Annotated in this window: 17 protein-coding genes and 3 tRNA genes; 14 read left to right on the top strand and 6 right to left on the bottom strand. The window is 63.4% G+C overall.

From position 1 onward, the window contains the following. Positions 1–8: 8 nt before the first annotated feature. The 9 genes from ACUYV6_RS03950 to clpX all read left to right on the top strand — a co-directional run bounded on the left by ACUYV6_RS03950 (position 9) and on the right by clpX (position 6439). Positions 9–857, top strand: a complete 849-nt coding sequence (locus ACUYV6_RS03950; protein WP_449277347.1) for an ATP-binding cassette domain-containing protein — start codon at positions 9–11, stop codon at positions 855–857. A 138-nt stretch (positions 858–995) separates the two neighbouring features. After that, a tRNA-Asn gene (locus ACUYV6_RS03945) sits at positions 996–1068 on the top strand. A 70-nt stretch (positions 1069–1138) separates the two neighbouring features. Beyond that, positions 1139–1675, top strand: coding sequence for a gamma carbonic anhydrase family protein (locus ACUYV6_RS03940; protein WP_449277346.1), 537 nt, complete (start codon positions 1139–1141; stop codon positions 1673–1675). A gap of 106 nt (positions 1676–1781) precedes the next feature. Next, positions 1782–1855, top strand: a tRNA-Gly gene (locus ACUYV6_RS03935). A 116-nt stretch (positions 1856–1971) separates the two neighbouring features. Then, positions 1972–2046 (top strand) — tRNA-Pro (locus ACUYV6_RS03930). 63 nt (positions 2047–2109) lie between these two features. Further along, positions 2110–3627, top strand: coding sequence for a trigger factor (tig, locus tag ACUYV6_RS03925; RefSeq protein WP_449277345.1), 1518 nt, complete (start codon positions 2110–2112; stop codon positions 3625–3627). Between the two features lie 139 nt (positions 3628–3766). Further along, on the top strand, positions 3767–4363 hold the full coding sequence (locus tag ACUYV6_RS03920; protein WP_449277344.1) for an ATP-dependent Clp protease proteolytic subunit: 597 nt from the start codon (positions 3767–3769) through the stop codon (positions 4361–4363). Between the two features lie 13 nt (positions 4364–4376). Next, the gene (locus tag ACUYV6_RS03915; RefSeq protein WP_449277343.1) at positions 4377–5048 is read left to right on the top strand and encodes an ATP-dependent Clp protease proteolytic subunit; all 672 of its coding nucleotides are present in this window, start codon (positions 4377–4379) and stop codon (positions 5046–5048) included. Positions 5049–5164: 116 nt separating this feature from the next. Next, complete coding sequence (gene clpX / locus ACUYV6_RS03910; RefSeq protein ID WP_449277342.1) at positions 5165–6439, top strand: ATP-dependent Clp protease ATP-binding subunit ClpX; 1275 nt, start codon at positions 5165–5167, stop codon at positions 6437–6439. Between the two features lie 19 nt (positions 6440–6458). Here the strand turns inward: clpX and ACUYV6_RS03905 are convergent, their stop codons facing one another. From ACUYV6_RS03905 to ACUYV6_RS03880, 6 genes are all read right to left on the bottom strand, one after another. Continuing rightward, positions 6459–6752, bottom strand: coding sequence for a Fe-S oxidoreductase (locus tag ACUYV6_RS03905; protein WP_449277341.1), 294 nt, complete (start codon positions 6750–6752; stop codon positions 6459–6461). 2 nt (positions 6753–6754) lie between these two features. Then, entirely contained in the window at positions 6755–9343 is a 2589-nt protein-coding gene (gene valS / locus ACUYV6_RS03900) for a valine--tRNA ligase (protein WP_449277340.1), read from the bottom strand. Between the two features lie 156 nt (positions 9344–9499). Then, the gene (locus tag ACUYV6_RS03895) at positions 9500–10150 is read right to left on the bottom strand and encodes a TetR/AcrR family transcriptional regulator (protein WP_449277339.1); all 651 of its coding nucleotides are present in this window, start codon (positions 10148–10150) and stop codon (positions 9500–9502) included. Positions 10151–10317: 167 nt separating this feature from the next. Next, positions 10318–11220 (bottom strand): glycine betaine ABC transporter substrate-binding protein, encoded by a 903-nt coding sequence (locus ACUYV6_RS03890; protein WP_449277338.1) that lies wholly within the window; start codon positions 11218–11220, stop codon positions 10318–10320. A gap of 43 nt (positions 11221–11263) precedes the next feature. Then, positions 11264–12157: an ABC transporter permease gene (locus ACUYV6_RS03885; protein ID WP_449277337.1), complete on the bottom strand. Its 894-nt coding sequence runs from the start codon at positions 12155–12157 to the stop codon at positions 11264–11266. Next, positions 12157–13545 (bottom strand): quaternary amine ABC transporter ATP-binding protein, encoded by a 1389-nt coding sequence (locus ACUYV6_RS03880; RefSeq protein ID WP_449277336.1) that lies wholly within the window; start codon positions 13543–13545, stop codon positions 12157–12159. Before ACUYV6_RS03880 ends, ACUYV6_RS03885 begins: the two co-directional genes overlap by 1 nt. A gap of 649 nt (positions 13546–14194) precedes the next feature. Between ACUYV6_RS03880 and ileS the strand changes: the two genes are divergently transcribed. The 5 genes from ileS (at position 14195) to ACUYV6_RS03855 (ending at position 21163) form a co-directional block, all read left to right on the top strand. Beyond that, on the top strand, positions 14195–17560 hold the full coding sequence (gene ileS, locus ACUYV6_RS03875; protein WP_449277335.1) for an isoleucine--tRNA ligase: 3366 nt from the start codon (positions 14195–14197) through the stop codon (positions 17558–17560). A gap of 7 nt (positions 17561–17567) precedes the next feature. Then, positions 17568–18926, top strand: coding sequence for a bifunctional folylpolyglutamate synthase/dihydrofolate synthase (locus ACUYV6_RS03870; protein WP_449277334.1), 1359 nt, complete (start codon positions 17568–17570; stop codon positions 18924–18926). Further along, complete coding sequence (locus ACUYV6_RS03865; RefSeq protein WP_449277333.1) at positions 18923–19399, top strand: DUF4233 domain-containing protein; 477 nt, start codon at positions 18923–18925, stop codon at positions 19397–19399. Before ACUYV6_RS03870 ends, ACUYV6_RS03865 begins: the two co-directional genes overlap by 4 nt. Before the next feature lie 125 nt (positions 19400–19524). Beyond that, on the top strand, positions 19525–19941 hold the full coding sequence (gene ndk, locus ACUYV6_RS03860; protein ID WP_449277332.1) for a nucleoside-diphosphate kinase: 417 nt from the start codon (positions 19525–19527) through the stop codon (positions 19939–19941). Between the two features lie 31 nt (positions 19942–19972). After that, the gene (locus ACUYV6_RS03855) at positions 19973–21163 is read left to right on the top strand and encodes a winged helix-turn-helix domain-containing protein (protein ID WP_449277331.1); all 1191 of its coding nucleotides are present in this window, start codon (positions 19973–19975) and stop codon (positions 21161–21163) included. Positions 21164–21223 lie beyond the last annotated feature (60 nt).

The following is a 21223-nucleotide window of genomic DNA, read 5'->3' as shown; positions in this document are numbered from 1 at the left end:
AGCGTGGAATGGCGTACCCGGAGCTCGACGCGGACCCGGCTGTTCGCACCTCGGATCTTTCGCTGGCGTACCCGGCACATGCCGGAGGCGGAGCATTTCACGCCGTCGAAGGGATGACGCTCGACGTTGCGCGCGGTGGCGTCGTCGCGCTGCTCGGCGAAAGCGGATCCGGCAAGTCGACGCTCACGCGCTTCCTTGCCGGTCGAGCGAACGACGTTGCGGAGAAGTCCTCCCGCATCAAGCTCACGGGTGGTGACGCAACGGTACTGGGCGTACCTATGCGGCGCATGAGTCGGCGTACGAGGGCCCGCCTCACCGCCTACGTCGGACACCTGGCGCAGGATGCCGGCGCCACGCTCAAACCCGAGCTCAATGTCGGCGATTTGCTGTTCGAGCCGATTGCCGAGCGCAGCAAGAACTTCGATCGTGAGCAGCTGGGCGAGCGCGTCGCCGAGATGATGGACATCGTGGCGCTTCCGCTGAGCAAGCTGCAGGAGTATCCGTACGAATTGTCGAAGGGTCAACGTCAACGCGTGGCAGTCATGCGTTCACTCATGCTCGACCCACCGGTCTACTTCGCCGATGAGCCGACGCTCGGCGTCGACGCGAACAATCGGCCAAAGATCGTTGACCTGCTCCGCTGGTACCGCGAGCGCAGCGGTGCGGCCATGCTGCTGATCAGCCATGACATCGGCATGCTCGAGGCCCTCGTCGAAGACGTTCTCGTCATGCAAGAGGGGCGCCTGATCGCGAAGGGGAATATCAACGAGATCTTCCGACGCGCCGATCACGCCTATGTGCAGCGTCTCGCGCAGGCCTTGCGCACGACCGCGTACGACGAGATCGCCGAGGAATAGGCGGACAATTCTGCGCGCGGTCTCGGTCGCACTTCGTGCCCACTGTCTCGTACGTGCTACGGCCGCGAAACCGGGCGCGAACGATTTGCGTCGTGATTCTTCCGCTTGCTAACATGAACGTCGTTGCTTCGGCAATGATCCCCTGTAGCTCAGTTGGCAGAGCGCTTGACTGTTAATCAGGATGTCGCTGGTTCGAGCCCAGCCGGGGGAGCGGAATCAGACCCCTACCGATCGCGGTAGGGGTTTTTCGTTCTCCGAGAGCATCTCCGAGAGGAACCCAGATGAGCGCCGTCATCCCAGTACCTCCCTACGGGTCACCCGCTCTGCACGAGTCCACCTGGATCGCGCCGGGCGCCGTCGTCGCCGGTGACGTGGCGATCGGCGCGGACAGCAGCGTCTGGTACAACGCGGTTGTACGTGGAGATTCGAATGCTGTGCGCATCGGTGCGAGGTGCAACGTTCAAGATGGTGCGGTCATCCATACGCAGCGCGGCGGCACCGGCGACGTCGGCGCCGCGCTGATCGGTGACGACGTTTCGATCGGGCACAACGCCGTCGTGCATGCAGCGACGGTCGGCGATGGCGCACTCATCGGCATGAACGCGACCGTGCTCAGCGGCGCAATCATCGGCTCCGGATCCCTCATCGCCGCAGGGGCTGTCGTTCCCCAGGGGATGGAGGTGCCTCCGCAGTCCCTGGCAGCTGGAGTTCCTGCACGGATCATCCGCGAGTTGAACGAGTCCGACCGCGCAGCGATCCAGGAGAATTCCGCCGTCTACCTCGACTACACCGCTCATCATCGCGCAGCCGGAGAGTGAGCAGAGTCAGGCGTGTCCTGGTTTCCGCTGACGGCCTGTCATGCAGTATGCTCGTGGAGTGCTCGGCAGCGGAACCGCCTCCGAGTCCGTGAGGCCTGAGCCTCTCGGGGATGTAGCTCAATGGTAGAGCCCCAGTCTTCCAAACTGGTCACGCGGGTTCGATTCCCGTCATCCCCTCCACCGCCTGTATTCCTTCGTTCGATCGGGAGTTTCGATTCCCGTCATCTCCGTCGTTTCGGCTAGACTTGCTCAGGTTGCGCGCTTGTGCGCGTTCCGAACGCGAAACCTGCCGGTTTCGGGGCGTAGCTCAGCTTGGCTAGAGCGCCCGCTTTGGGAGCGGGAGGTCGCAGGTTCGAATCCTGTCGCCCCGACTCGAGTTGTTCACAACTCGTGGAAAGCCGTCTGACAGCACCACCGAAGACTGAGAGGCCAAATTGCCGAAGACCAACGCTGAGAAGCTGAATCCGACCCGCGTCAAACTGACCGTCGCGATCACGATCGACGAGCTCGAGCCGCACTTGAAGACGGCCTACAAGACGATCTCGGAGCAGGTCTCGATTCCCGGCTTCCGCAAGGGCAAGGTACCGGCGCCCATCATCGACCAGCGGCTCGGCCGCGAGGCCGTCGTGCAGGAGGCCGTGAACGCTTCTCTCGACGAGTTCTACCAGGCGGCGCTCGCAGAGACCGAGACCGAGCCGATCGGCCGCCCGAGCGCCGACATCGAACAGTGGCTTGATGTGAAGGACGAGAAGAGTGAGCTCATCCTTGCCTTCGAGGTCGAGGCGCGTCCTGACTTCGACCTGCCCGACTACTCGGGTATCGAGCTCGTCGTCGACGACGCCGAGGTCGACGACGATGCGGTTGAGGTCGAACTGACCAAGTTGCGCGAGCGCTTTGGAACCCTCGTCACGGTTGAGCGCCCCGCTGCGAAGGGTGATTTCGTCGAGCTCGACCTCATTGCGAAGATCGACGGCGAGGAAGTCGACCAGGCCTCCGGCGTCTCGTACGAGGTCGGAGCGGGCAACCTCCTCGAGGGCACCGACGAAGCCGTCGAGACGCTCACCGCCGGCGAATCGACCACCTTCACGTCGCAGTTGCTCGGTGGCGAGCACGAGGGCCGTGATGCCGAGGTCGAGCTCACTGTGACCGCCGTCAAGGTCCGTGAACTGCCCGAGGCTGATGACGAGTTCGCCCAGCTCGCCAGCGAGTTCGACACGATCGGCGAGCTCCGTGACAGCCTCAAGGAGCAGGCCGGCCGGAGCAGCGTTTTCGCCCAGGGGCAGCAGGCTCGCGACCTCTTCACCGAAACGCTCATCGAGCAGGCAGACATCCCGATCTCCGAGGAGATCGTCGAAGACGAGGTCCACCGCCACCTTGAGGGCGAAGGACGCCTCGAAGACGATGAGCACCGCGCTGAGGTGCGAGTAGCGTCGGAGAAGCAGTTCCAGTTGCAGCTGCTGCTCGATGCCATCGTCGAGGCCGAGGGCGTCAGCCCGACCCAGAACGAGCTGTCGCAGTACATCTTCCAGTCGGCGCAGCAGTACGGCATGGAGCCCGCGCAGTTCCTGCAGGCGATCAGCCAGGGCAACCAGATGAATGTGATCATCGGCGAGGTGACCCGTAACAAGGCACTCGCGGTCGCCCTCGCCCAGGCGAAGGTCGTCGACAAGTCGGGCAACCCGGTCGACCTCAGCGAGTTCACGTCAGTGGACCACGGCGATGAGAACGATGCAGAGGCAGATGAGACCGCTCCCGCTGACCAGGGGGACGCCGCTGACGAAGCCGCATCGCCCGCAGAGGCAGCACCCGCCGAGACCGCAGCAGCAGACTCGGAGCTGAGCGACGAGGAGGCCGCCAAGAAGGCCGCTCGATCTGCGGCTGCGAAGAAGGCCGCCGCGACCCGCGCCGCCAAGAAGAAGGCGAAGGAAGAGGCCGAGCGCGCCGCCGAGTAATTTCGGTCCGCTTTGCCATGGTCCCTCGCGCCGCACGGCGCGAGGGACCATCCGTATCCGGGCGGCAGCGTATGTGCCCAGGGCGAACACGCCGATGTACAGCGCTCTGAGTCGGTAGATTCGAATCAAGCACCGAAGAATGGAGCACCGAATGGCAGAACAGACGCCTCCGAACAGTGTGTTCGAGCGACTGCTGAAAGACCGGATCATCTGGCTGGGTTCCGAGGTCCGCGATGAGAACGCGAACGAGATCTGCGCCAAGATCCTGCTGCTTGCAGCCGAGGATCCTGAAGCCGATATCTATCTCTACATCAACTCGCCCGGCGGTTCCATCACCGCTGGCATGGCCATCTACGACACGATGTCCTTCGTCCCGAATGACATCGTGACCGTCGGGATCGGTATGGCCGCGTCAATGGGTCAGTTCCTCCTGACCGCCGGCACACGGGGCAAGCGCTACATCACTCCCAACGCCCGCGTGCTCCTCCATCAGCCGCACGGTGGCTTCGGGGGCACCGCGAGCGATATTCAGACTCAAGCTCAGCTCATCACATCCATGAAGAACCGTCTCGCCGAGATCACTGCGTCGCAGACCGGCAAGACTCTCGAGCAGATCAACGAAGACGGCGACCGCGACCGCTGGTTCACCGCCGATGAGGCTCTCGAATACGGCTTCGTCGACTACATCCGCGATTCGGCGAGCGATGTCGTCGGCGGCGGCGGAACCAGCAAGTAAGGGAATGCACCAAATGACTCAGCTTCACACGCCGATGGCCGGCGGCCCCGGCCTGCAGTTGCCCGAGGCCCGCTACGTGCTGCCCTCATTCGAGGAGCGCACCGCGTATGGCTTCAAGCGCCAGGATCCCTACGCCAAGCTGTTCGAAGACCGCATCATCTTCCTGGGGGTGCAGGTCGATGACGCTTCGGCAGACGATGTGATGGCGCAGCTCCTGGTCTTGGAGAGCCAAGATCCCGAGCGCGACATCACGATGTACATCAACTCACCCGGCGGTTCGTTCACCGCGATGACTGCGATCTACGACACGATGCAGTACATTCGACCGCACGTTCAGACGGTCTGCCTGGGCCAGGCCGCATCCGCCGCTGCAGTTCTCCTCGCCGGCGGTACTCCTGGCAAGCGCATGGCGCTCCCGAACGCGCGAGTCCTGATCCATCAGCCGTCGACCGGGCAAGGTGGGCACGGGCAGGCCTCGGATATCGAGATCCAGGCCGCGGAGATTCTGCGGATGCGCGAATGGCTTGAAGAGACTCTCTCCAAGCATTCCAAGCGAAGCATCGAAGAGGTCAACCGCGACATTGACCGCGACAAGATCCTGAGCGCGCAGGAAGCTTTGGATTACGGCCTCGTCGACCAGGTGCTGACGAGCCGCAAGAACCCCCAACCCGCGATCGAGAGCTAAGGCTGGCGCTGGGGAGCACTCGCTCCCCAGCTCACGGCGGCGCGCCGTTTCGTGGTTTGTCGGGGGTCCCGGTTAGGCTCATCGAAGCGGAACTTCGGCACAGTCAGGGAGAGCTCATGGCAAGGATTGGCGAGAGCAGCGATCTGTTGAAGTGCTCCTTCTGCGGAAAATCGCAGAAGCAGGTGCAACAGCTGATCGCCGGCCCGCAGATCTACATCTGCGACGAATGCGTCGCGCTCTGCAACGAGATCATCGAGGAGCGCGTCGCCGAGCAGCAGCCGGCTGCCGAGTCGAGCGATTTCACGCTCCACAAGCCCCGTGAGATCGCAGATTTCCTGGACCAGTACGTCATCGGTCAAGATCGCGCCAAGCAGTCCCTCGCCGTCGCCGTGTACAACCACTACAAGCGCGTACGTGCGACGCAGTCGCTCACCAGCGCTGAGGCGGCCGCCGAGCAGATCGAGATTGCGAAGTCCAATATTCTGATGCTGGGCCCTACGGGGTGCGGCAAGACCTATCTCGCCCAGTCCCTCGCTCGGCAGCTCAATGTACCCTTCGCCGTTGCCGACGCGACCGCTTTGACCGAAGCCGGGTACGTCGGCGAAGACGTCGAGAACATTCTGCTCAAGCTGATGCAGGCCGCCGACTTCGACGTGCAGCGTGCTGAGTACGGCATCATCTACATCGACGAGATCGACAAGATCACGCGCAAGGCCGAGAATCCTTCGATCACGCGCGACGTTTCCGGCGAGGGGGTGCAGCAAGCACTCCTCAAGATCCTCGAAGGCACTGTCGCCTCGATTCCGCCTCAGGGTGGTCGTAAGCACCCGAATCAAGAGTTCATCCAGCTCGACACGACGAACATCTTGTTCATCGTCGCAGGCGCATTCGCGGGCCTTGAAGACATCATCTCGACGCGGCTCGGTAAGGGCGGCATCGGCTTCGGCGCACCGATCGCACACAGGCGAGACGAATCCGATCTGCTCTCCCGAGTACAGCCGGAAGATCTTCACAAGTTCGGCCTCATCCCCGAGTTCATCGGTCGTCTGCCAGTCGTCGCGACGGTCGACCCGCTCGACGCGGAGGCCCTCACCCGCATCCTTACTGAGCCCAGGAACGCCCTGGTGAAGCAGTATCAGCGCATTTTCGAGCTCGACGATGTGGCACTCGAATTCGAGGAGGGCGCACTCACGGCAATCGCCGACCAGGCCGTTGAACGGAAGACAGGAGCTCGCGGACTCCGCGCCATCCTCGAGTCCGTGCTGGGGCCGGTGATGTTCGACGTCCCATCGAGCACCGATGTCTCCCGGGTCATTGTGACTCGAGAATCGGTGCTGGGGGAGGCATCGCCGATTACGATCGGTGCCACGGAGCAGCAGCGCTCGGCGTGACGCCGGCAGATGCAGCTGGCTAGGTCAGCCAGTCATCGTCTTCATCATCGGCCGGTGCGCCGTCGGCTTGCGGCAGACCTGCGTTCGGCTCATCTGAGAGACGCACCGCACCGTCCGCGTCAAGCGACACGAGTACGGGCTTGTCGAGTTCTCCCACGCCGAGTTCGCAGCGCGGGCGTCCTTCGAGCCATGTGAGGGTCCAGGATCGGGCGGTCGGATGAGACTGCTCCGCTTCGTCGATCGCGCCGTGCAGCGCTTCGGGCACGCTGGGGTGCGGCGCACTGCCGACACCCCAGCGAACTCCGAGTCGCACGATCAGCTCTCCGCAGTTTCCAGTTCGATCTCCGCGACCGTTGCTTCAGAGACATCCGCTGCTTCAACGCTCAGGTCAGCGATCCGCCCCACCGCCGCGAGATCAGCCGCTGCGAGCTCAATCCGCTCACGCTGATCTGCAGGGACGTACACGACCGCCCGCGTCACGGGAGTCTTCTGCGAGGCCTTCGCGGCAGTCTTCGCACCACGAATGCCGATCAGCGCAGAACCTACGAGACCGAGCAGTTCAGCGTCGGCGTCATCGCCCGCGAGCGTCAGTGCCTCATCGCTGTCAGGCCATGGCGCCTGATGCACTGATCCACTCTCGAACCATGACCAGACCTCTTCGGTTGCATATGGGAGGAACGGTGCCAGCAGTCGCACGAAGACCGAGAGCGCCGCACGCAGTGCAGTGACCGCTGACGCCTGCGGCTGCCCCGAGCCCGCATGAGCGCGCTGCTTCACAAGCTCCAGATAGTCGTCGCAGAAGGTCCAGAAGTAGGATTCGGTGATCTCGAGAGCACGGGCATGATCGTACGACTCGAAAGCACGAGTCGCATCTGCGATCACGCGGGCAAGACCCGCAAGCATCGACCGGTCGAGCGCTTCGGTCACAGTACCGGCGGCGCTCGCGTCGAAACCCAAGGTGAACTTCGCGGCGTTGAGCAACTTGATGGCGAGTCGTCGGCCGATCTTGATCTGCGTCGGGTTCTGCGGGTCGAATGCCGCGTCAGTGCCGAGCTTCGCCGATGCAGCCCAGTACCTCACAGCGTCGGAACCGTGCTGATCGAGCAATCCCGCTGGAGTCACCACGTTGCCCTTGGACTTCGACATCTTCTTGCGGTCCGGGTCCAAGATCCAACCCGAAATACCTGCGTTCTTCCACGGCAGAGCCCCAGCCTCGAGTTCTGAGCGCAGCAGGGTCGAGAACAACCAGGTGCGGATGATGTCCTGCCCTTGCGGCCGCAGATCGTAGGGATAGACCAGCTCGAAGAGATCGCTGTCGCGCTCCCAACCACCGGCCAATTGCGGCGTGAGCGAGGAGGTCGCCCAGGTATCCATGACGTCGACTTCTCCTTGGAAGCCTCCAGGTACGCCACGCTGCTCTTCGGAGTATCCAGCGGGCGCATCGCTCGACGGATCTACGGGGAGCTGAGCCTCCGCCGGCAGAATGGGCTCGTCGAAGACGGGATTTCCTTCGGCGTCGAGCGGGTACCAGACCGGGATGGGCACGCCGAAGAATCGCTGTCGCGAGATGAGCCAATCGCCTGACAGACCCTCGACCCAGTTCTCGTAACGCACCCGCATGAAGTCCGGATGCCAATCGAGCTCACGTCCGTGTGCCAACAGGCGCTCTCGCAATGCCTCGTCGCGAGCACCGTTCATGATGTACCACTGGCGGGTCGAGACGATCTCGAGCGGTTTGTCGCCCTTCTCGAAGAACTTGACCGGGTGATTGATCTTGCGAATCTCTCCCACGAGTTCACCCGACGCTTGGAGAGCCTCGACCACTTCCTTCTTTGCGCTGAAGACGGTCTTGCCGGCGATGCGAGCGTAAGCCTCGCGGCCGGCCTCGCTCACGATCGCCTCTGGTGCCTCGGAGATCACGCGACCGTCGAAGCCCAGAATCGCACGGTTCGGCAGGTCGAGTTCTCGCCACCAGACCACGTCCGTGACATCACCGAAGGTGCAGATCATGGCGATGCCGGTGCCCTTGTCGGGCTGTGCGAGGTGGTGGGCTACAACGGGCACCTCGACATCGAAGAGGGGAGTGCGTACCGTCGTGCCGAAGAGCGACTGATAACGCTCGTCATCGGGATGTGCGACCAGGGCGACGCAGGCAGCCAGCAGCTCGGGGCGTGTGGTGTCGATGACGATGTCACCGCTGCCGTCAGACTTGTGGAACGCAAGCGCATGGTACGCGCTCGGCTGCTCGCGGTCCTCGAGTTCGGCCTGTGCCACTGCGGTACGGAAGGTCACATCCCACAGCGTGGGTGCCTGAGCCTGATAGGCCTCGCCGCGCTCAACGTTGCGGATGAAGGCGAGCTGCGAAGCCCGGAGCGACTCGTCACCGATCGTGCGATACGTCTGGTTCCAGTCGACCGACAGGCCGAGAGTGCGCCAGAGACCTTCGAACTGCTTCTCGTCTTCGACGGTCAGCCGTTCGCACAACTCGATGAAGTTACGGCGTGAGATCGGTTGCTGGTCGGCTGCCTTGATGCTCTTGCCGTCACCCCCATCATGCGGCGGTGTGAAGTCCGCTACATAGGGGAGCGAGGGATCGCAGCGCACTCCGTAATAGTTCTGGACGCGTCGTTCGGTCGGAAGACCGTTGTCGTCCCATCCCATCGGGTAGAAGACCCGCTTGCCGCGCATGCGGTGAAACCTGGCGACCGTATCAGTGTGCGTGTAACTGAACACGTGACCGACGTGCAGTGATCCTGACGCAGTCGGCGGGGGAGTGTCGATGCTGAAGACGTCCGCCCGCTCGGCCCCGTCGCGGTCGAAGCGGTAGGTTCCCTGTTCTTCCCAGACCTGGGCCCACTTTGATTCGAGGCCTTCGAGCTTGGGCTTGTCGGGGATCGCGGTCATGCAGGGCTCCGTATTCGCTATGGGCGGCACCGCGTCATTGTGCTGAAAATCGTGGCGGTCGAAACCGCATCAGCGGGCGTGTGGGCGCCCTGGTGCCAGATGGTCAACGTCCAGTCTATCCGGGCAGCAGGAGGGGCGTGTCTCGAGCATGCTTCATCATGGATTCGGCACGGCAGGGCCGCCTGAATCAGGGCCCATGGCTACTGCGAGGGCCCCCGCGAGATGCGCATCCAGCGCGCCCCGGCGGGGCCCGGCTTCCGACCATGCATAGGCGGCCGCGATGATCGCTCCGACCACAACATAGGCCTGTGTGCGCGAGTTCGCATCTCTGAGGCCCGACGGTGAGCGCTCAACCAGGAATTCGCGCAGGATGCCGGCCGCGCGGGACATGCGTACGAGCGCGGACGCTCCTACCTCCGCCGGACGGCCGATGATTTCGAAGTGAGGAATGAGCCAGGGCACGCGTTGCGGCCCGAAGCCCCGTCCGAGCGCGAGCAGAGCCGTACGCATTGCGCTGCGGGCTCCGCTCTCGTCGTGTGGAGGAAGTGCTCCGCGGAGCAACCTCGGTAGCTCATCAAGCGCTTCGTCGACATCGGCCCAGAACACATCAGCCTTGGTAGGGAAGTAATTGAAGTATGTGCCTCGGCTCACTCCTGCGCGACGTGCGATCTGCGCGACCGTGGTGCCTTCATAGCCCTGTTCGAGGAACAGCTCGAATGCCGCTTCCTCGAGCACCTCTCGACTGGAGACACGGGGACGACCTGGACCGGACTCCCGCCCCGCGTTTCCACCAGTGATCCTGCTCATCGCACGCTCCCGTATCTCTTCGGATGCTCCACCGCCAGTATGCCCGAGCGCGATCTGTCCAGGACTGCGAGAAGGCTCCGGAACAAGAACGGGCGGATGAGCTGCTCGCTCATCCGCCCGTTCTTGCGCCTCATCGTGTGTCAGTGCGACACCCGAAGGTCACGACCTCAGTCGGTGATCTCAGTGCTGAAGGCGTCGGGGTTCTCCTCGAGCCACTTCTCGACAGCGCCCTCAGAATCGTTCTCGAATTCATCGCTCGTGATGAGGCTCTCCAGAGCACCGTAGGCATCATCGTCGAGCTGCAGACCAGCCATCATCTCGGCCGCCTCCGGGAACTCGTCGGCGAAGCCCTTGTTGCCGAGCATGTGGAGTCCCTCGGGCTCACCCATGGCGCCCTCGGGGTCCTCGAGGTCCTTGATGTCGAACTCGCTGTTCGCCCAGAAGGGACGCCACAGTGTCACTGCGACCTCTTCTTCGTTGTCGATCTTGTCACCCAAGACGGTGAGCATCGACGCCGTTGACGAGGTCGCGAGCGTCCAGTCGTCGAGACCGTAGGCCGGCATCATCGAGTTCTGCGTCACATCAGTCAGGCCGGCACCGGGCTCGATGCCGATGATCTCGCTGCCGAAGAGATCGGCATTGTCCTTGAGCTCGTCCATCGAGTTGATCTTCGAGTACGACGGGACAGCGATCGTGAGCACCGCATTGTCGTAGTAGACGCCGAGCGACTCGATGTCGTCGCCGAACTCATCCATGTACGACTTCTGCGTAACCTCGGGCCAACCGGAGGCGTGGATGTTGATGTCACCGTTCGACAGCCCCGCGTAGAGCGGTCCATTGTCGGTGAGCTCCTCGATCTCGACCGTGTAGTCGAGCTTCTCCAGCTGATTCTTGAGGAGGTAGGTCATGCTCTGACCATCAGTCCATCCGGCGACGTACCCGATCGTGATGGTGCCGCCGTCACCGCCATCGCCGCCACCGCCGTCGCCTGACCCGCCTCCCGAGCATGCCGAGAGCGCGAGCATCGATGCAGCGCCGAGAGCGAGTATGCCTGCGTACTTCTTCTTCATGGTGTTTCCTTTCCGTCTGAACTACGAGTGAATTTTGGGAAGGCTAGCTCTTGACCGTAGAACGGCCATCGCGTTGCTTCTTGAATATCGCGAGGAGCGACTGCTTGTATGCGGCGGGGGTGCCTAGTGCCGCGGTCACGCGATCGAGGTACACCGCGATAATCACGACACTCAGACCGGCCTCGATACCGAGACCCAAACGCTGCGTCGAAACTGCTGCGACGACGTCTTTACCGAGCCCGTCAGCACCCACGAACCCGGCCAGCACTGCCATCGACAGCGACAACATGATGACCTGGTTCACACCCGCCATAATCGTCGGCATCGCAAGCGGCAACTGAATACCGCGCAGGATCTTCCCCGGCGTCGCACCAAACGCTTGCCCCGCCTCGACCGTCTCCGAATCCACACCACGGATCCCCAGCTCGGTGAACCGCACTCCCGGAGGGAGCGAGAAGATCACTGTCGCGAAGATTCCCGGCACATACCCGATGCTGAACAGCAGCACTGCAGGGATCAGGTACACGAACGCGGGCATGGTCTGCATGAAGTCGAGCACGGGTTTCACGACCGCGCTGACCCGATCGTTCTTCGCCGCCCAAATACCCAAGGGAATCGCGAGGACGACCGCGATCACCGTCGCGACGAGAACGAGCCCGAGGGTCTGCATCGCAGACTCCCAGAATCCCATCGACACGATCAACAAGAACGTGACCACTGTACCGATCGCGAGTTGCCACGAACGCAGCAACCACCCGATCAGCGCGAAGACCACGATCATGATCGGGAACGGGACCGCGAGTAACGCATCGACCAGACCGTTCGTGCCCTCTTTGATGACGAGGGTGAAGAAATCGATCAACCAGGTGAAGGTATCGCGGAACCAGTCGAAAACGACCTCGCCCCATTCACCCAGAGGAATACGGGGGATTTCCATCAGCGTGCCTCCTCATTCGTCGCAACCCCGGCACTGCCAGCACCAGCATCACCGGCTGCTGCTGCGCGAGCGGCCTTATCAGCTGCGGCTTCTGCCGGACTGACCGTGCCCAGAGTTTCCGTGATCGTCTCGACCGATACCTCCAGTGACGGTTCGATCACCGGGATCGATGTCGTCGTCGTCGGCAGATCAGTCAACGCCGCGAGCAACGTGACCCGCGGGATCACCCCGATCAACCGTTCCTGCTCGTCAGTCACCGCGATCGGTAATGGGCTCTCCACCGCGAGCTCGAACAGATCCGCGATCAGCTGTCCTTCCTTCACGATCGAGGGAGTTGGCCGGAGCCTGCGGGCGAGATCCGACTCACCCTCACGCACCTGCCGCAACACGTCCTTGTCACGCACGACACCCAACAACTCCCGCGACGGTGACGTCACGAAGCATGCTGAGGTCTGCAGATCCCGCATCGTACGCAACGCGACACGTGGCCCAGCCGAGGCCAGTACCACCGCTTGCGCCGGTTCCATCACATCCCCAGCAGTGAGCACCCGGGCACGATCCACATCCTGCACGAACTGCGCCACATAATCATTCGCGGGATCCGTGAGGATATCGTTCGGTGTGCCGACCTGCACGACCCGACCATCGCGCATCACCGCGATCCGATCGCCGAGGAACATCGCCTCGTTCAAATCATGCGTGATGAACACGATCGTCTTCCCGAGCTCTTGCTGCAACTCCACGAGCTGTTCCTGCATCTCTCTGCGGATCAGCGGATCCAACGCAGAGAACGCTTCGTCCATGAGCAGGATCTCGGTATCAGCCGCCAACGCGCGAGCGATACCCACACGTTGCTGCATACCACCGGACAGCTCCGACGGGAACGACCGCTCCCACCCCGACAACCCGACCCGCTCGAGCCAGCCCTGCGCGCGTTCCTGCCGCTCGCTTGGGGACACGCCCTGCAACTCCAGCCCGTACGCCACGTTATCGAGCACGGTCCGGTGCGGCAGCAGCGCGAAGTGCTGGAACACCATCGACATCTTGTCTCGGCGGACCTCACGCAGATCAGCCGCCGATCGGCCCACGATCTCGGTCCCGAGGACCTTGATCGATCCTTCAGTGGTCGTATTCAGGCCGTTCAACATGCGAATGATCGTCGATTTCCCCGACCCCGATAGGCCCATGACCACGAAGATCTCGCCCTGCTTCACCTCGAACGAAGCATCGATCACCGCCGCTGTCCCGTACTCGCGGACGTCATCGCGACTCGACCCGGATTGGAGACGCTTCACCGCCTCTTTCGGACGCCGACCAAACACCTTATACGCGCCCTCAACCTCCAGGGCCACGTCTCGGGCGTCGGTAGTGGTTGTAGATGTACTCATTTCTCAACTCCCCAGGTGCTCCGAACGTTCATCCGGGTGCACCAGATCGGAGGCTTTCCGCGAGTCATCTTTGACGCACTTCCAGCCTGTTGGCCACTCGACTGGCCAGAGGATTTCGTATTGCGAGAAGGAGGAGCTCCGCTCTCTTCACGTTACGTCCCGGCTCGTCGTGTCTCGACGAATACTTCGATACCGAACCGTGTGCAAGAACAGATGCGTGCATCCCTCAGCGCTGATCCCAAGCTAGCGACCGGCGAACGAAAGGCACAAGGCCACGAAGGTCGAAAAACTGCTCAAATCGCGGATTTTTCCTACTTGATCATGCTTTTTCCCCGAACGTTCCGTTACAGACTCGTTATCAAGCAAGCCGAGCCCACTCATTTCGCCGCTCCATCGCCTGCGCGTTCCCGCGTGCGGTACTATGGATGCGCACGACTGCGATCCATCATCAGTGGGGAGTCCCCGGAAGAACAGTGCCGTAATTGGCACCCAGTAGAACCGGGCGGGTACGGCCCGTCACAGCCGACGAGAGAGGCCGGCTTCGTCCGAAGGCGATGCACAGGCAAGCAGGGTGGTACCGCGGGATCCTGAAGGATCTCGTCCCGGCAGATATATGAAGAAGCATCAGCCGGAGCCCGAAGGAACCCCCATGCCTTACCCACAGCAGTCGACCGGTGAACACGCTCCGGGAGCAGCATTCGGTGTGTCGCCGTCTCCAAGCTTTCCCGAGATCGAACGCCGCGTCTTATCTTTCTGGGAGCAGGATGACACCTTCCGGGCGTCGATCCGCCAGCGAGAGCACGCACCTGAGTGGGTCTTCAACGATGGCCCGCCGTTCGCGAACGGTCTCCCGCACTACGGCCACCTTCTCACGGGGTACGCGAAGGATGTCTTCCCCCGCTTCCAAACCATGCGAGGCAAGAAGGTGGAACGCCGGTTCGGCTGGGACACGCACGGACTTCCTGCCGAGCTGGAGGCGATGAAGCAGCTCGGCATCACCGAGAAGAGCGAGATCGAGGCGATGGGGGTCGCCGCGTTCAATGAGAAGGCTCGGGAGTCCGTACTCCAGTACACCCGCGAGTGGGAGGAGTACGTCACCCGTCAGGCCCGGTGGGTGGACTTCGAGAACGACTACAAGACACTGAATCTCGGGTACATGGAGAGCGTCATCTGGGCGTTCAAGCAACTCTACGACCAGGGGCTCGCATACGAGGGGTACCGCGTGCTCCCGTACTGCTGGCGTGACGAGACCCCGCTCTCCAATCACGAGCTCCGTATGGACGACGATGTCTATCAGATGCGTCAGGATCCCTCGGTGACGGTGTCGTTCCCGCTGAGAGGCGAGCGCGCAGAAGAACTCGGGTTAGTCGGGGTGCGTGCCCTCGCGTGGACCACGACCCCGTGGACGCTCCCGACGAACCTGTCACTCGCGGTCGGTCCCGAGATCGTCTACGCGATCGTTCCCGTCGGACCCGGTGGTGCCGGCGATGGCGCCGAGGATGATGCCTTCCTGCTCGCAGAAGAGCTCGTGGGTGCACACGCACAAGTTCTGGGTTACGCCGAGCCCGTGGACGCGGTCTCCGCGATCCGCGATCGTGTGACCGGGACGCAACTGGCAGGCACCTCCTACGAGCCTCTCTTCGACTACTTCACCGATACCGAGAAGTGGGGCACGGAGCGTGCATGGCAGATCTTCGCCGATGACTACGTGTCCACCGGGGACGGAACCGGGATCGTGCATCAGGCGCCGTATGGCGAGGACGATCACCGCGTGCACGAGGCAGGCGGCATCCCGTCCATCGTCTCCCTCGGCCCCGACGGGCGCTTCCTCGATTTTGTCCCGGATGTCGCCGGCGAACTGTGGTCGGACGCCAACACTCCGCTTGTGCGGATCCTGCGCAGCCGCGGGCGACTGCTGCGACTGCAGAGCTACGAGCACAGTTACCCGCACTGCTGGCGCTGCCGGAACCCGTTGATCTACATGCCGGTCTCCAGCTGGTTCGTCCGCGTGACCGAGATCAAGCAGCGCATGCTCGAGGTGAATGAAGACATCACTTGGGTGCCCAGCAATGTGAAGCACGGGCAGTTCGGGAAGTGGCTCGAAGGAGCCCGTGACTGGTCGGTGAGTCGTAACCGCTACTGGGGCAGCCCGATCCCGGTGTGGAAGAGCGATAATCCCGAGTACCCCCGTATCGATGTGTACGGCTCCCTCGATGAGCTCGAGCGTGACTTCGGCGACCTTCCTCGGAACGAACGTGGCGAAGTCGATCTGCATCGGCCGTACATTGATTCGCTGACGAGGCCGAATCCAGATGATCCGACCGGGCGTTCGACGATGCGCCGTATCGAGGACATCTTCGATGTCTGGTTCGATTCCGGATCCATGCCGTTTGCGCAGGCGCACTACCCGTTCGAGAACCGAGAGTGGTTCGATTCCCATCAGCCGGCGGACTTCATCGTCGAGTACATCGGTCAGACCCGCGGCTGGTTCTATGTGCAGCACGTGCTCGCGACGGCACTCTTCGACCGCCCGGCCTTCACGAACGTGATCAGCCACGGGATCGTGCTCGGCTCCGACGGCAACAAGATGTCGAAGTCCCTCCGAAACTACCCCGACGTGAACGAGGTCTTCGACCGCGATGGCTCCGATGCCATGCGCTGGTTCTTGATGGCCTCGCCGGTGGTGCGTGGAGGAAACCTCGTCGTCACTGAAGAGGGGATCCGGGAGGGCGTACGACAGTTCCTCCTCCCGCTCTGGAACACCTGGTACTTCTTCTCTCTGTATGCGAACGCCGATGGGCTCACCTCTAAGCGCCGCACCGATTCTTCGGATCCACTCGACCGCTACATCCTCGCGAAGACCGGCACACTGGTCCGTGAGGTGGCGCAGCACCTCGACGACCTGGACACGACGTCTGCAGCAGAAGCACTGCGCGCGTACGCAGAGGTGCTGACGAACTGGTACGTGCGCCGATCTCGCGACCGCTTCTGGGAAGGCGTCTCCGGAGAGAACGGTGCCGAGGCCAACCGTCAGGCATTCGACACGCTCTACACCGTGCTCGAGACCGTCGCCCGTGTCGCGGCCCCGATGGCGCCGCTCATGACGGAGGAGCTCTGGCGTGGCCTCGGCTATTCGGCCGGCAACAGCGAGGGACGCTCCGTGCATCTCGAAGACTGGCCAGACGCTGCAGAGTTCCCCGAGGCACCCGAGCTCGTCGAAGCCATGGACGAACTCCGTCAGATCACCTCGCAAGCCCTCGCGCTCCGCAAGGCGCGGCGTCTGAGAGTGCGTCTGCCGCTCGCCGAGCTCACAGTAGTGACCGCGCGCCCCGAAGCGCTTGAACCCTTCACCGACATTCTGCGGGAGGAACTCAACGTGAAGGCGATCCGGCTCGTGCAGCAGTCGGAGACGAGTGCAGCAGAGCACGGCATCGTGCACACGCTCACTGTCAATGCCCGTGCCGCGGGTCCGCGCCTCGGCAAGCAGGTGCAACAGGCGATCAAGGGCGCGAAGTCCGGTGACTGGTCCGAGTCCGACGGCATTGTGACCGCGGGCGGCATCGCACTCGAGCCGCAGGAGTACGAGCTGACCCTCAAGGTCGGCGACGGCTCGGATGAGGGCCCGGCACTCGCACTCATCGCCGGAGGCGGGTTCGTACTCCTGTCGACGGAGACCACCCCCGAACTCGAAGCCGAAGGTGTGGCGCGTGACGCGATTCGTGCCGTGCAGGAGGCGCGTAAGCAGGCGGGGCTCGACGTGAGCGACCGGATCCGCTTGACGCTGCGCGCCGGAACCGCGCACGGCCCTGCCCTCGAGGCGCATCGTGACCTCATCTCCGGTGAGACTCTGGCGGTGGGATGCACCGTGCAGGGGCTGTCTGACACCGAGCTCTCAGAGCAACCGGACGCACACGAAGGTGCCGAACCGGGTGTCTTCTTCTCTCGTTCCCGTGCCCTCGGGGCCGATAAGGACACGCTCCTCATCACCATTGAGACGACTGATCAGGGGAAGTGAGGACAGAATGACATCTCCCGCATCATCCGATGCAGCGTCGCGCGTCTACGCCGAACTACTTGAACGCGTGGGCGAGGCCAGCCCTCGACCCCGCATCGAACCGGTACGACGCCTCGCTGAACTCGCGGGCTCACCCCAGTTGTCCTATCCGGTCATTCAGGTCGCGGGCACCAACGGCAAGACCTCCACAAGTCGCGCCATCGAGTCGTTGCTGCGTGCGCACGGGCTGCGTACGGGCTTGTTCACGAGCCCGCATCTGGTGGACTTCACGGAGCGCTTCCAGGTCGACGGCGAGCCCGTCGACGGTGAGGTGCTGGCCGCCGCGTGGGACGAGCTCCAGCTGCCGCTGCAGGTCGTTGACGCTGAGCTCGAACGGGCGGGTCACGGTGCGATCACCTTCTTCGAAGCGCTCGCCGTTCTCGCGTTCTCGGTCTTCGCCGATCTTCCCGCCGAGGTCGCGGTCATCGAGGTCGGTATGGGTGGTGAGTGGGATGCGACCAACATCGCGAATGCGCAGGTCGCAGTCATCACCCCGATCGGGTTGGATCATGTCGAGATACTGGGCGACGACATCGCGGAAATCGCTCGCACCAAAGCGGGCATCATCAAAGAAGGCAGCACTGTCGTCTCGGCGCAGCAACAGCCGGCGGCGCTGATCGAGATCGAGCGGGCCGCTCAGTCCCGGCACGCACGACTGCTCGTCGGGAACCGCGATTTCGAACTCGCCGCCGATCGTCTGGCCGTCGGGGGGCGTCAGATCGACGTGCTCGGGAGCGATGGTCATGCCTACGATCCCGCGTTCGTCCCGCTCTTCGGTGCCCACCAGGCAGAGAACATCGCGCTTGCGATCGTTGCAGTGGAGTCGTTCTTCGGCGGGGAACGTCCGGTGCCCGAGGAAGTGCTCGACGAAGGACTCGCACAACTCACCTCGCCGGGCCGTCTGCAGCTCATCGGCAACGACCCGGTGGTCTACGTCGACGCCGCGCACAATCCGCACGGTGCACAGGCCCTCGTCACGGCGGTGTCGGAATCTTTCGACTTCGACGAGGTTGCGCTGGTGATCGGGGTCCTGGGGGAGAAGGACGCTTCCGGGGTACTGTCTGCCCTTGCGCCCATCGCCCACGCGGTGTACCTGACCCCGGTCGACTCGCCCCGGACACTGTCCACGGATGCGTTACGAGAGCTCGCCAATCGAGAGATCCCCGATACCCCGATCGAGATCGCGCCGAGCCTGACCGGTGCCCTCGAGTCCGCCCGTTCCTGGGCGAGTGTCACTGACGGGCGCGCAGTGCTCGTCGTCGGCTCCGTGCTGCTCGCAGGTGAGGCGATCGCCCGATCCCGTGCCGAAGGGTGGGGGATCGCATGAGCACCGTGCAGCCGAACCAGGACGGCCAGGGAGACGACGAGCTGCGGCTCTCGCCCTCCGAGACTGTGGCGCACAACTCGGCGATGCGCATCTCGGGTGCTCGTCGTGGCGCGCAGTCCACACAGCGGGCGCTTGCTTCGATCGTGCTCGGCTTCGAACTGATCATCGTCGTACTCATCGGGCTCGCGGTCTTCGGCCTCAGTGCCGTCGAGCCACGAGAGTTGGGATTGTACGGCGGCGGTGCCTTTGCTCTGCTCATCATCATCGCGCTCGCTGTGATGCGGCGAGGCCGGGTGGGCATCGTGCTCGGGTGGGTGGTTCACGTGCTGTTGCTCGCGTGCGGCCTGATCCTGCCGATGGCAGTATTCGTCGGTGTGCTGTTCACCGCACTGTGGATCTTCTGCATGATCCGCGGTGCACAGATCGACCGAGACAGAATTGCATGGATGGAGTCGCAACGCGACTCGTGGTGATCGGTGGCGATCCTCCTGTGCTTGCTGTGCTCTGGATCGCCGCCCAGACGGAGAGCACCGCCGTCCCACTACACTGAAGCACCGGGGCCGACCGCGCCCCGCCGACCGACTGTGAAGGAGCGAGCATGTCCGTTGAAGAGACCCTGATCTTGGTGAAGCCCGACGGAGTGGCCCGTGGGCTGACCGGGGAGATCCTTCGTCGGATCGAGGCCAAGGGCTACCAGCTCGCCGATCTGAAGCTCGTGCAGGCCGATCGTGCACTTCTCGCGGCGCACTATGCCGAGCACGAGGGCAAGCCGTTCTACGAACCGCTCATCGAGTTCATGTCTTCCGGCCCGACCGTCGCGATTCGCGCAACCGGTCACCGGGTCATCGAGGGCTTCCGTTCACTCGCAGGAGCGACCGATCCGACAACCGCTGCGCCCGGCACGATTCGTGGAGACCTCGGTCGAGACTGGGGCCTGAACGTGCAGCAGAACCTCGTGCACGGCAGCGATTCGACGCTGTCAGCCGAGCGCGAGCTCGCGCTCTGGTTCGCATAAGACTCCGGGCCCTGCCTTCCGCGCCCCGAACATGACTGAGACGCTCGGCGCCGATCAGGCGAGACGCGTAGCCCTCGCGGCACAGGGCTTCTCGAGCACTGCACGTCTGCGAGTCCGACGCCCATTCGATCAGGCACTGGAACGCGTACACGTGTTGCAGATCGACTCGGTCAACGTATTCGCGCGCAGCCACTACCTTCCGGTCTTCTCGCGACATGGCGAGTACGACGCGGGAGCGCTCGACACGCTGCTCTGGGGGTCAGGAGAATACACCGAGTACTGGGCGCATGAGGCGGCATTCCTGCCGGTCTCGGATCGACCCCTGTTCGCATGGCGGATGAGCGACTACCGCCGTCGATTCGATCAGCAAGGTCGCATCCGAGATCTCGAGCCGTCCATAGCGCGCGTACGATCGGCTCTCGCCGATCAAGGCCCGAGCCTGGTTCGCGAGCTCGAGGCCGAACCACGCGCACACCGCGGCCCGTGGTGGGATTGGAGTGACACGAAGCGCGCTGTCGAGATGCTCTTCGCGATGGGAGAAGTCGTCTCGGCCGGCCGAGTGGGGTTCCAACGCCGTTACGCGCTCGCAGCGCATGTGATTCCGGATGCACACCTGAATCCGGTGGAGCGCGAAGCGGCGCAGCGGATCCTCGTCGCCCGTGCCGCGCGCTCACTCGGCGTCGCGACCCTCGCCGATCTCGCCGATTATCACCGACTGAAACGCGGGGAGGCCGCGACCGCGATCGGAGCACTCGAGGAGTCGGGCGAACTGATACCGGTCGCAGTCGACGGATGGCGTACGAGGTCAGGATCGCCCGCCGCTGCCTGGATCCACCGCGAAACGCAGGTCCCGGCTCGACTCACCCCCGACGCACTGCTCACCCCGTTTGACCCGCTCGTCTGGTTCCGCCCGCGCGCCGAGCGCATCTTCGATTTCCACTACCGCATCGAGATCTATACGCCGAAGGAGCAGCGACAGTACGGGTACTACTGCTTGCCGCTCATGGTCGGCGGCCGGCTTGCGGGCCGCATCGATCTGAAGGCAGACCGCGCGAACCGAGAACTGCTCGTCCAAGCTGCTTGGCAAGAGGATCGTGCCCCCGCGCACACGCCGGAGATCGCCGAACAGCTGCTCGCACGCGCTGCTTCCTGGCAGGGGCTCGACCGTGTGCGCAGTTCTGGTGCCGGAAACCTGCCCCTGCCCTCCAGCTTCGGAGGATGACGCAGATCGCCGCCCGGTTCGGGGTCCGGGAATAGGAAGCAGCTGAGAAACGTTCGATCT

This window comes from Leucobacter sp. GX24907 (assembly GCF_053567335.1).
Note: the sequence above shows the minus strand (reverse complement) of the source record. Positions and strands in the feature narration are given on the sequence as shown.

Bases quoted from the DNA above. Each gene is read 5' to 3' on its own strand.
- ACUYV6_RS03950 (WP_449277347.1), top strand. From the start codon at position 9: ATGGCGTACCCGGAGCTCGACGCGGACCCGGCTGTTCGCACCTCGGAT.
- ACUYV6_RS03940 (WP_449277346.1), top strand. From the start codon at position 1,139: ATGAGCGCCGTCATCCCAGTACCTCCCTACGGGTCACCCGCTCTGCAC.
- ACUYV6_RS03920 (WP_449277344.1), top strand. From the start codon at position 3,767: ATGGAGCACCGAATGGCAGAACAGACGCCTCCGAACAGTGTGTTCGAG.
- ACUYV6_RS03915 (WP_449277343.1), top strand. From the start codon at position 4,377: ATGACTCAGCTTCACACGCCGATGGCCGGCGGCCCCGGCCTGCAGTTG.
- clpX (WP_449277342.1), top strand. From the start codon at position 5,165: ATGGCAAGGATTGGCGAGAGCAGCGATCTGTTGAAGTGCTCCTTCTGC.
- valS (WP_449277340.1), bottom strand. From the start codon at position 9,343: ATGACCGCGATCCCCGACAAGCCCAAGCTCGAAGGCCTCGAATCAAAG.
- ACUYV6_RS03895 (WP_449277339.1), bottom strand. From the start codon at position 10,150: ATGAGCAGGATCACTGGTGGAAACGCGGGGCGGGAGTCCGGTCCAGGT.
- ACUYV6_RS03890 (WP_449277338.1), bottom strand. From the start codon at position 11,220: ATGAAGAAGAAGTACGCAGGCATACTCGCTCTCGGCGCTGCATCGATG.
- ACUYV6_RS03885 (WP_449277337.1), bottom strand. From the start codon at position 12,157: ATGGAAATCCCCCGTATTCCTCTGGGTGAATGGGGCGAGGTCGTTTTC.
- ACUYV6_RS03880 (WP_449277336.1), bottom strand. From the start codon at position 13,545: ATGAGTACATCTACAACCACTACCGACGCCCGAGACGTGGCCCTGGAG.
- ileS (WP_449277335.1), top strand. From the start codon at position 14,195: ATGCCTTACCCACAGCAGTCGACCGGTGAACACGCTCCGGGAGCAGCA.
- ACUYV6_RS03870 (WP_449277334.1), top strand. From the start codon at position 17,568: ATGACATCTCCCGCATCATCCGATGCAGCGTCGCGCGTCTACGCCGAA.
- ACUYV6_RS03865 (WP_449277333.1), top strand. From the start codon at position 18,923: ATGAGCACCGTGCAGCCGAACCAGGACGGCCAGGGAGACGACGAGCTG.
- ndk (WP_449277332.1), top strand. From the start codon at position 19,525: ATGTCCGTTGAAGAGACCCTGATCTTGGTGAAGCCCGACGGAGTGGCC.
- ACUYV6_RS03855 (WP_449277331.1), top strand. From the start codon at position 19,973: ATGACTGAGACGCTCGGCGCCGATCAGGCGAGACGCGTAGCCCTCGCG.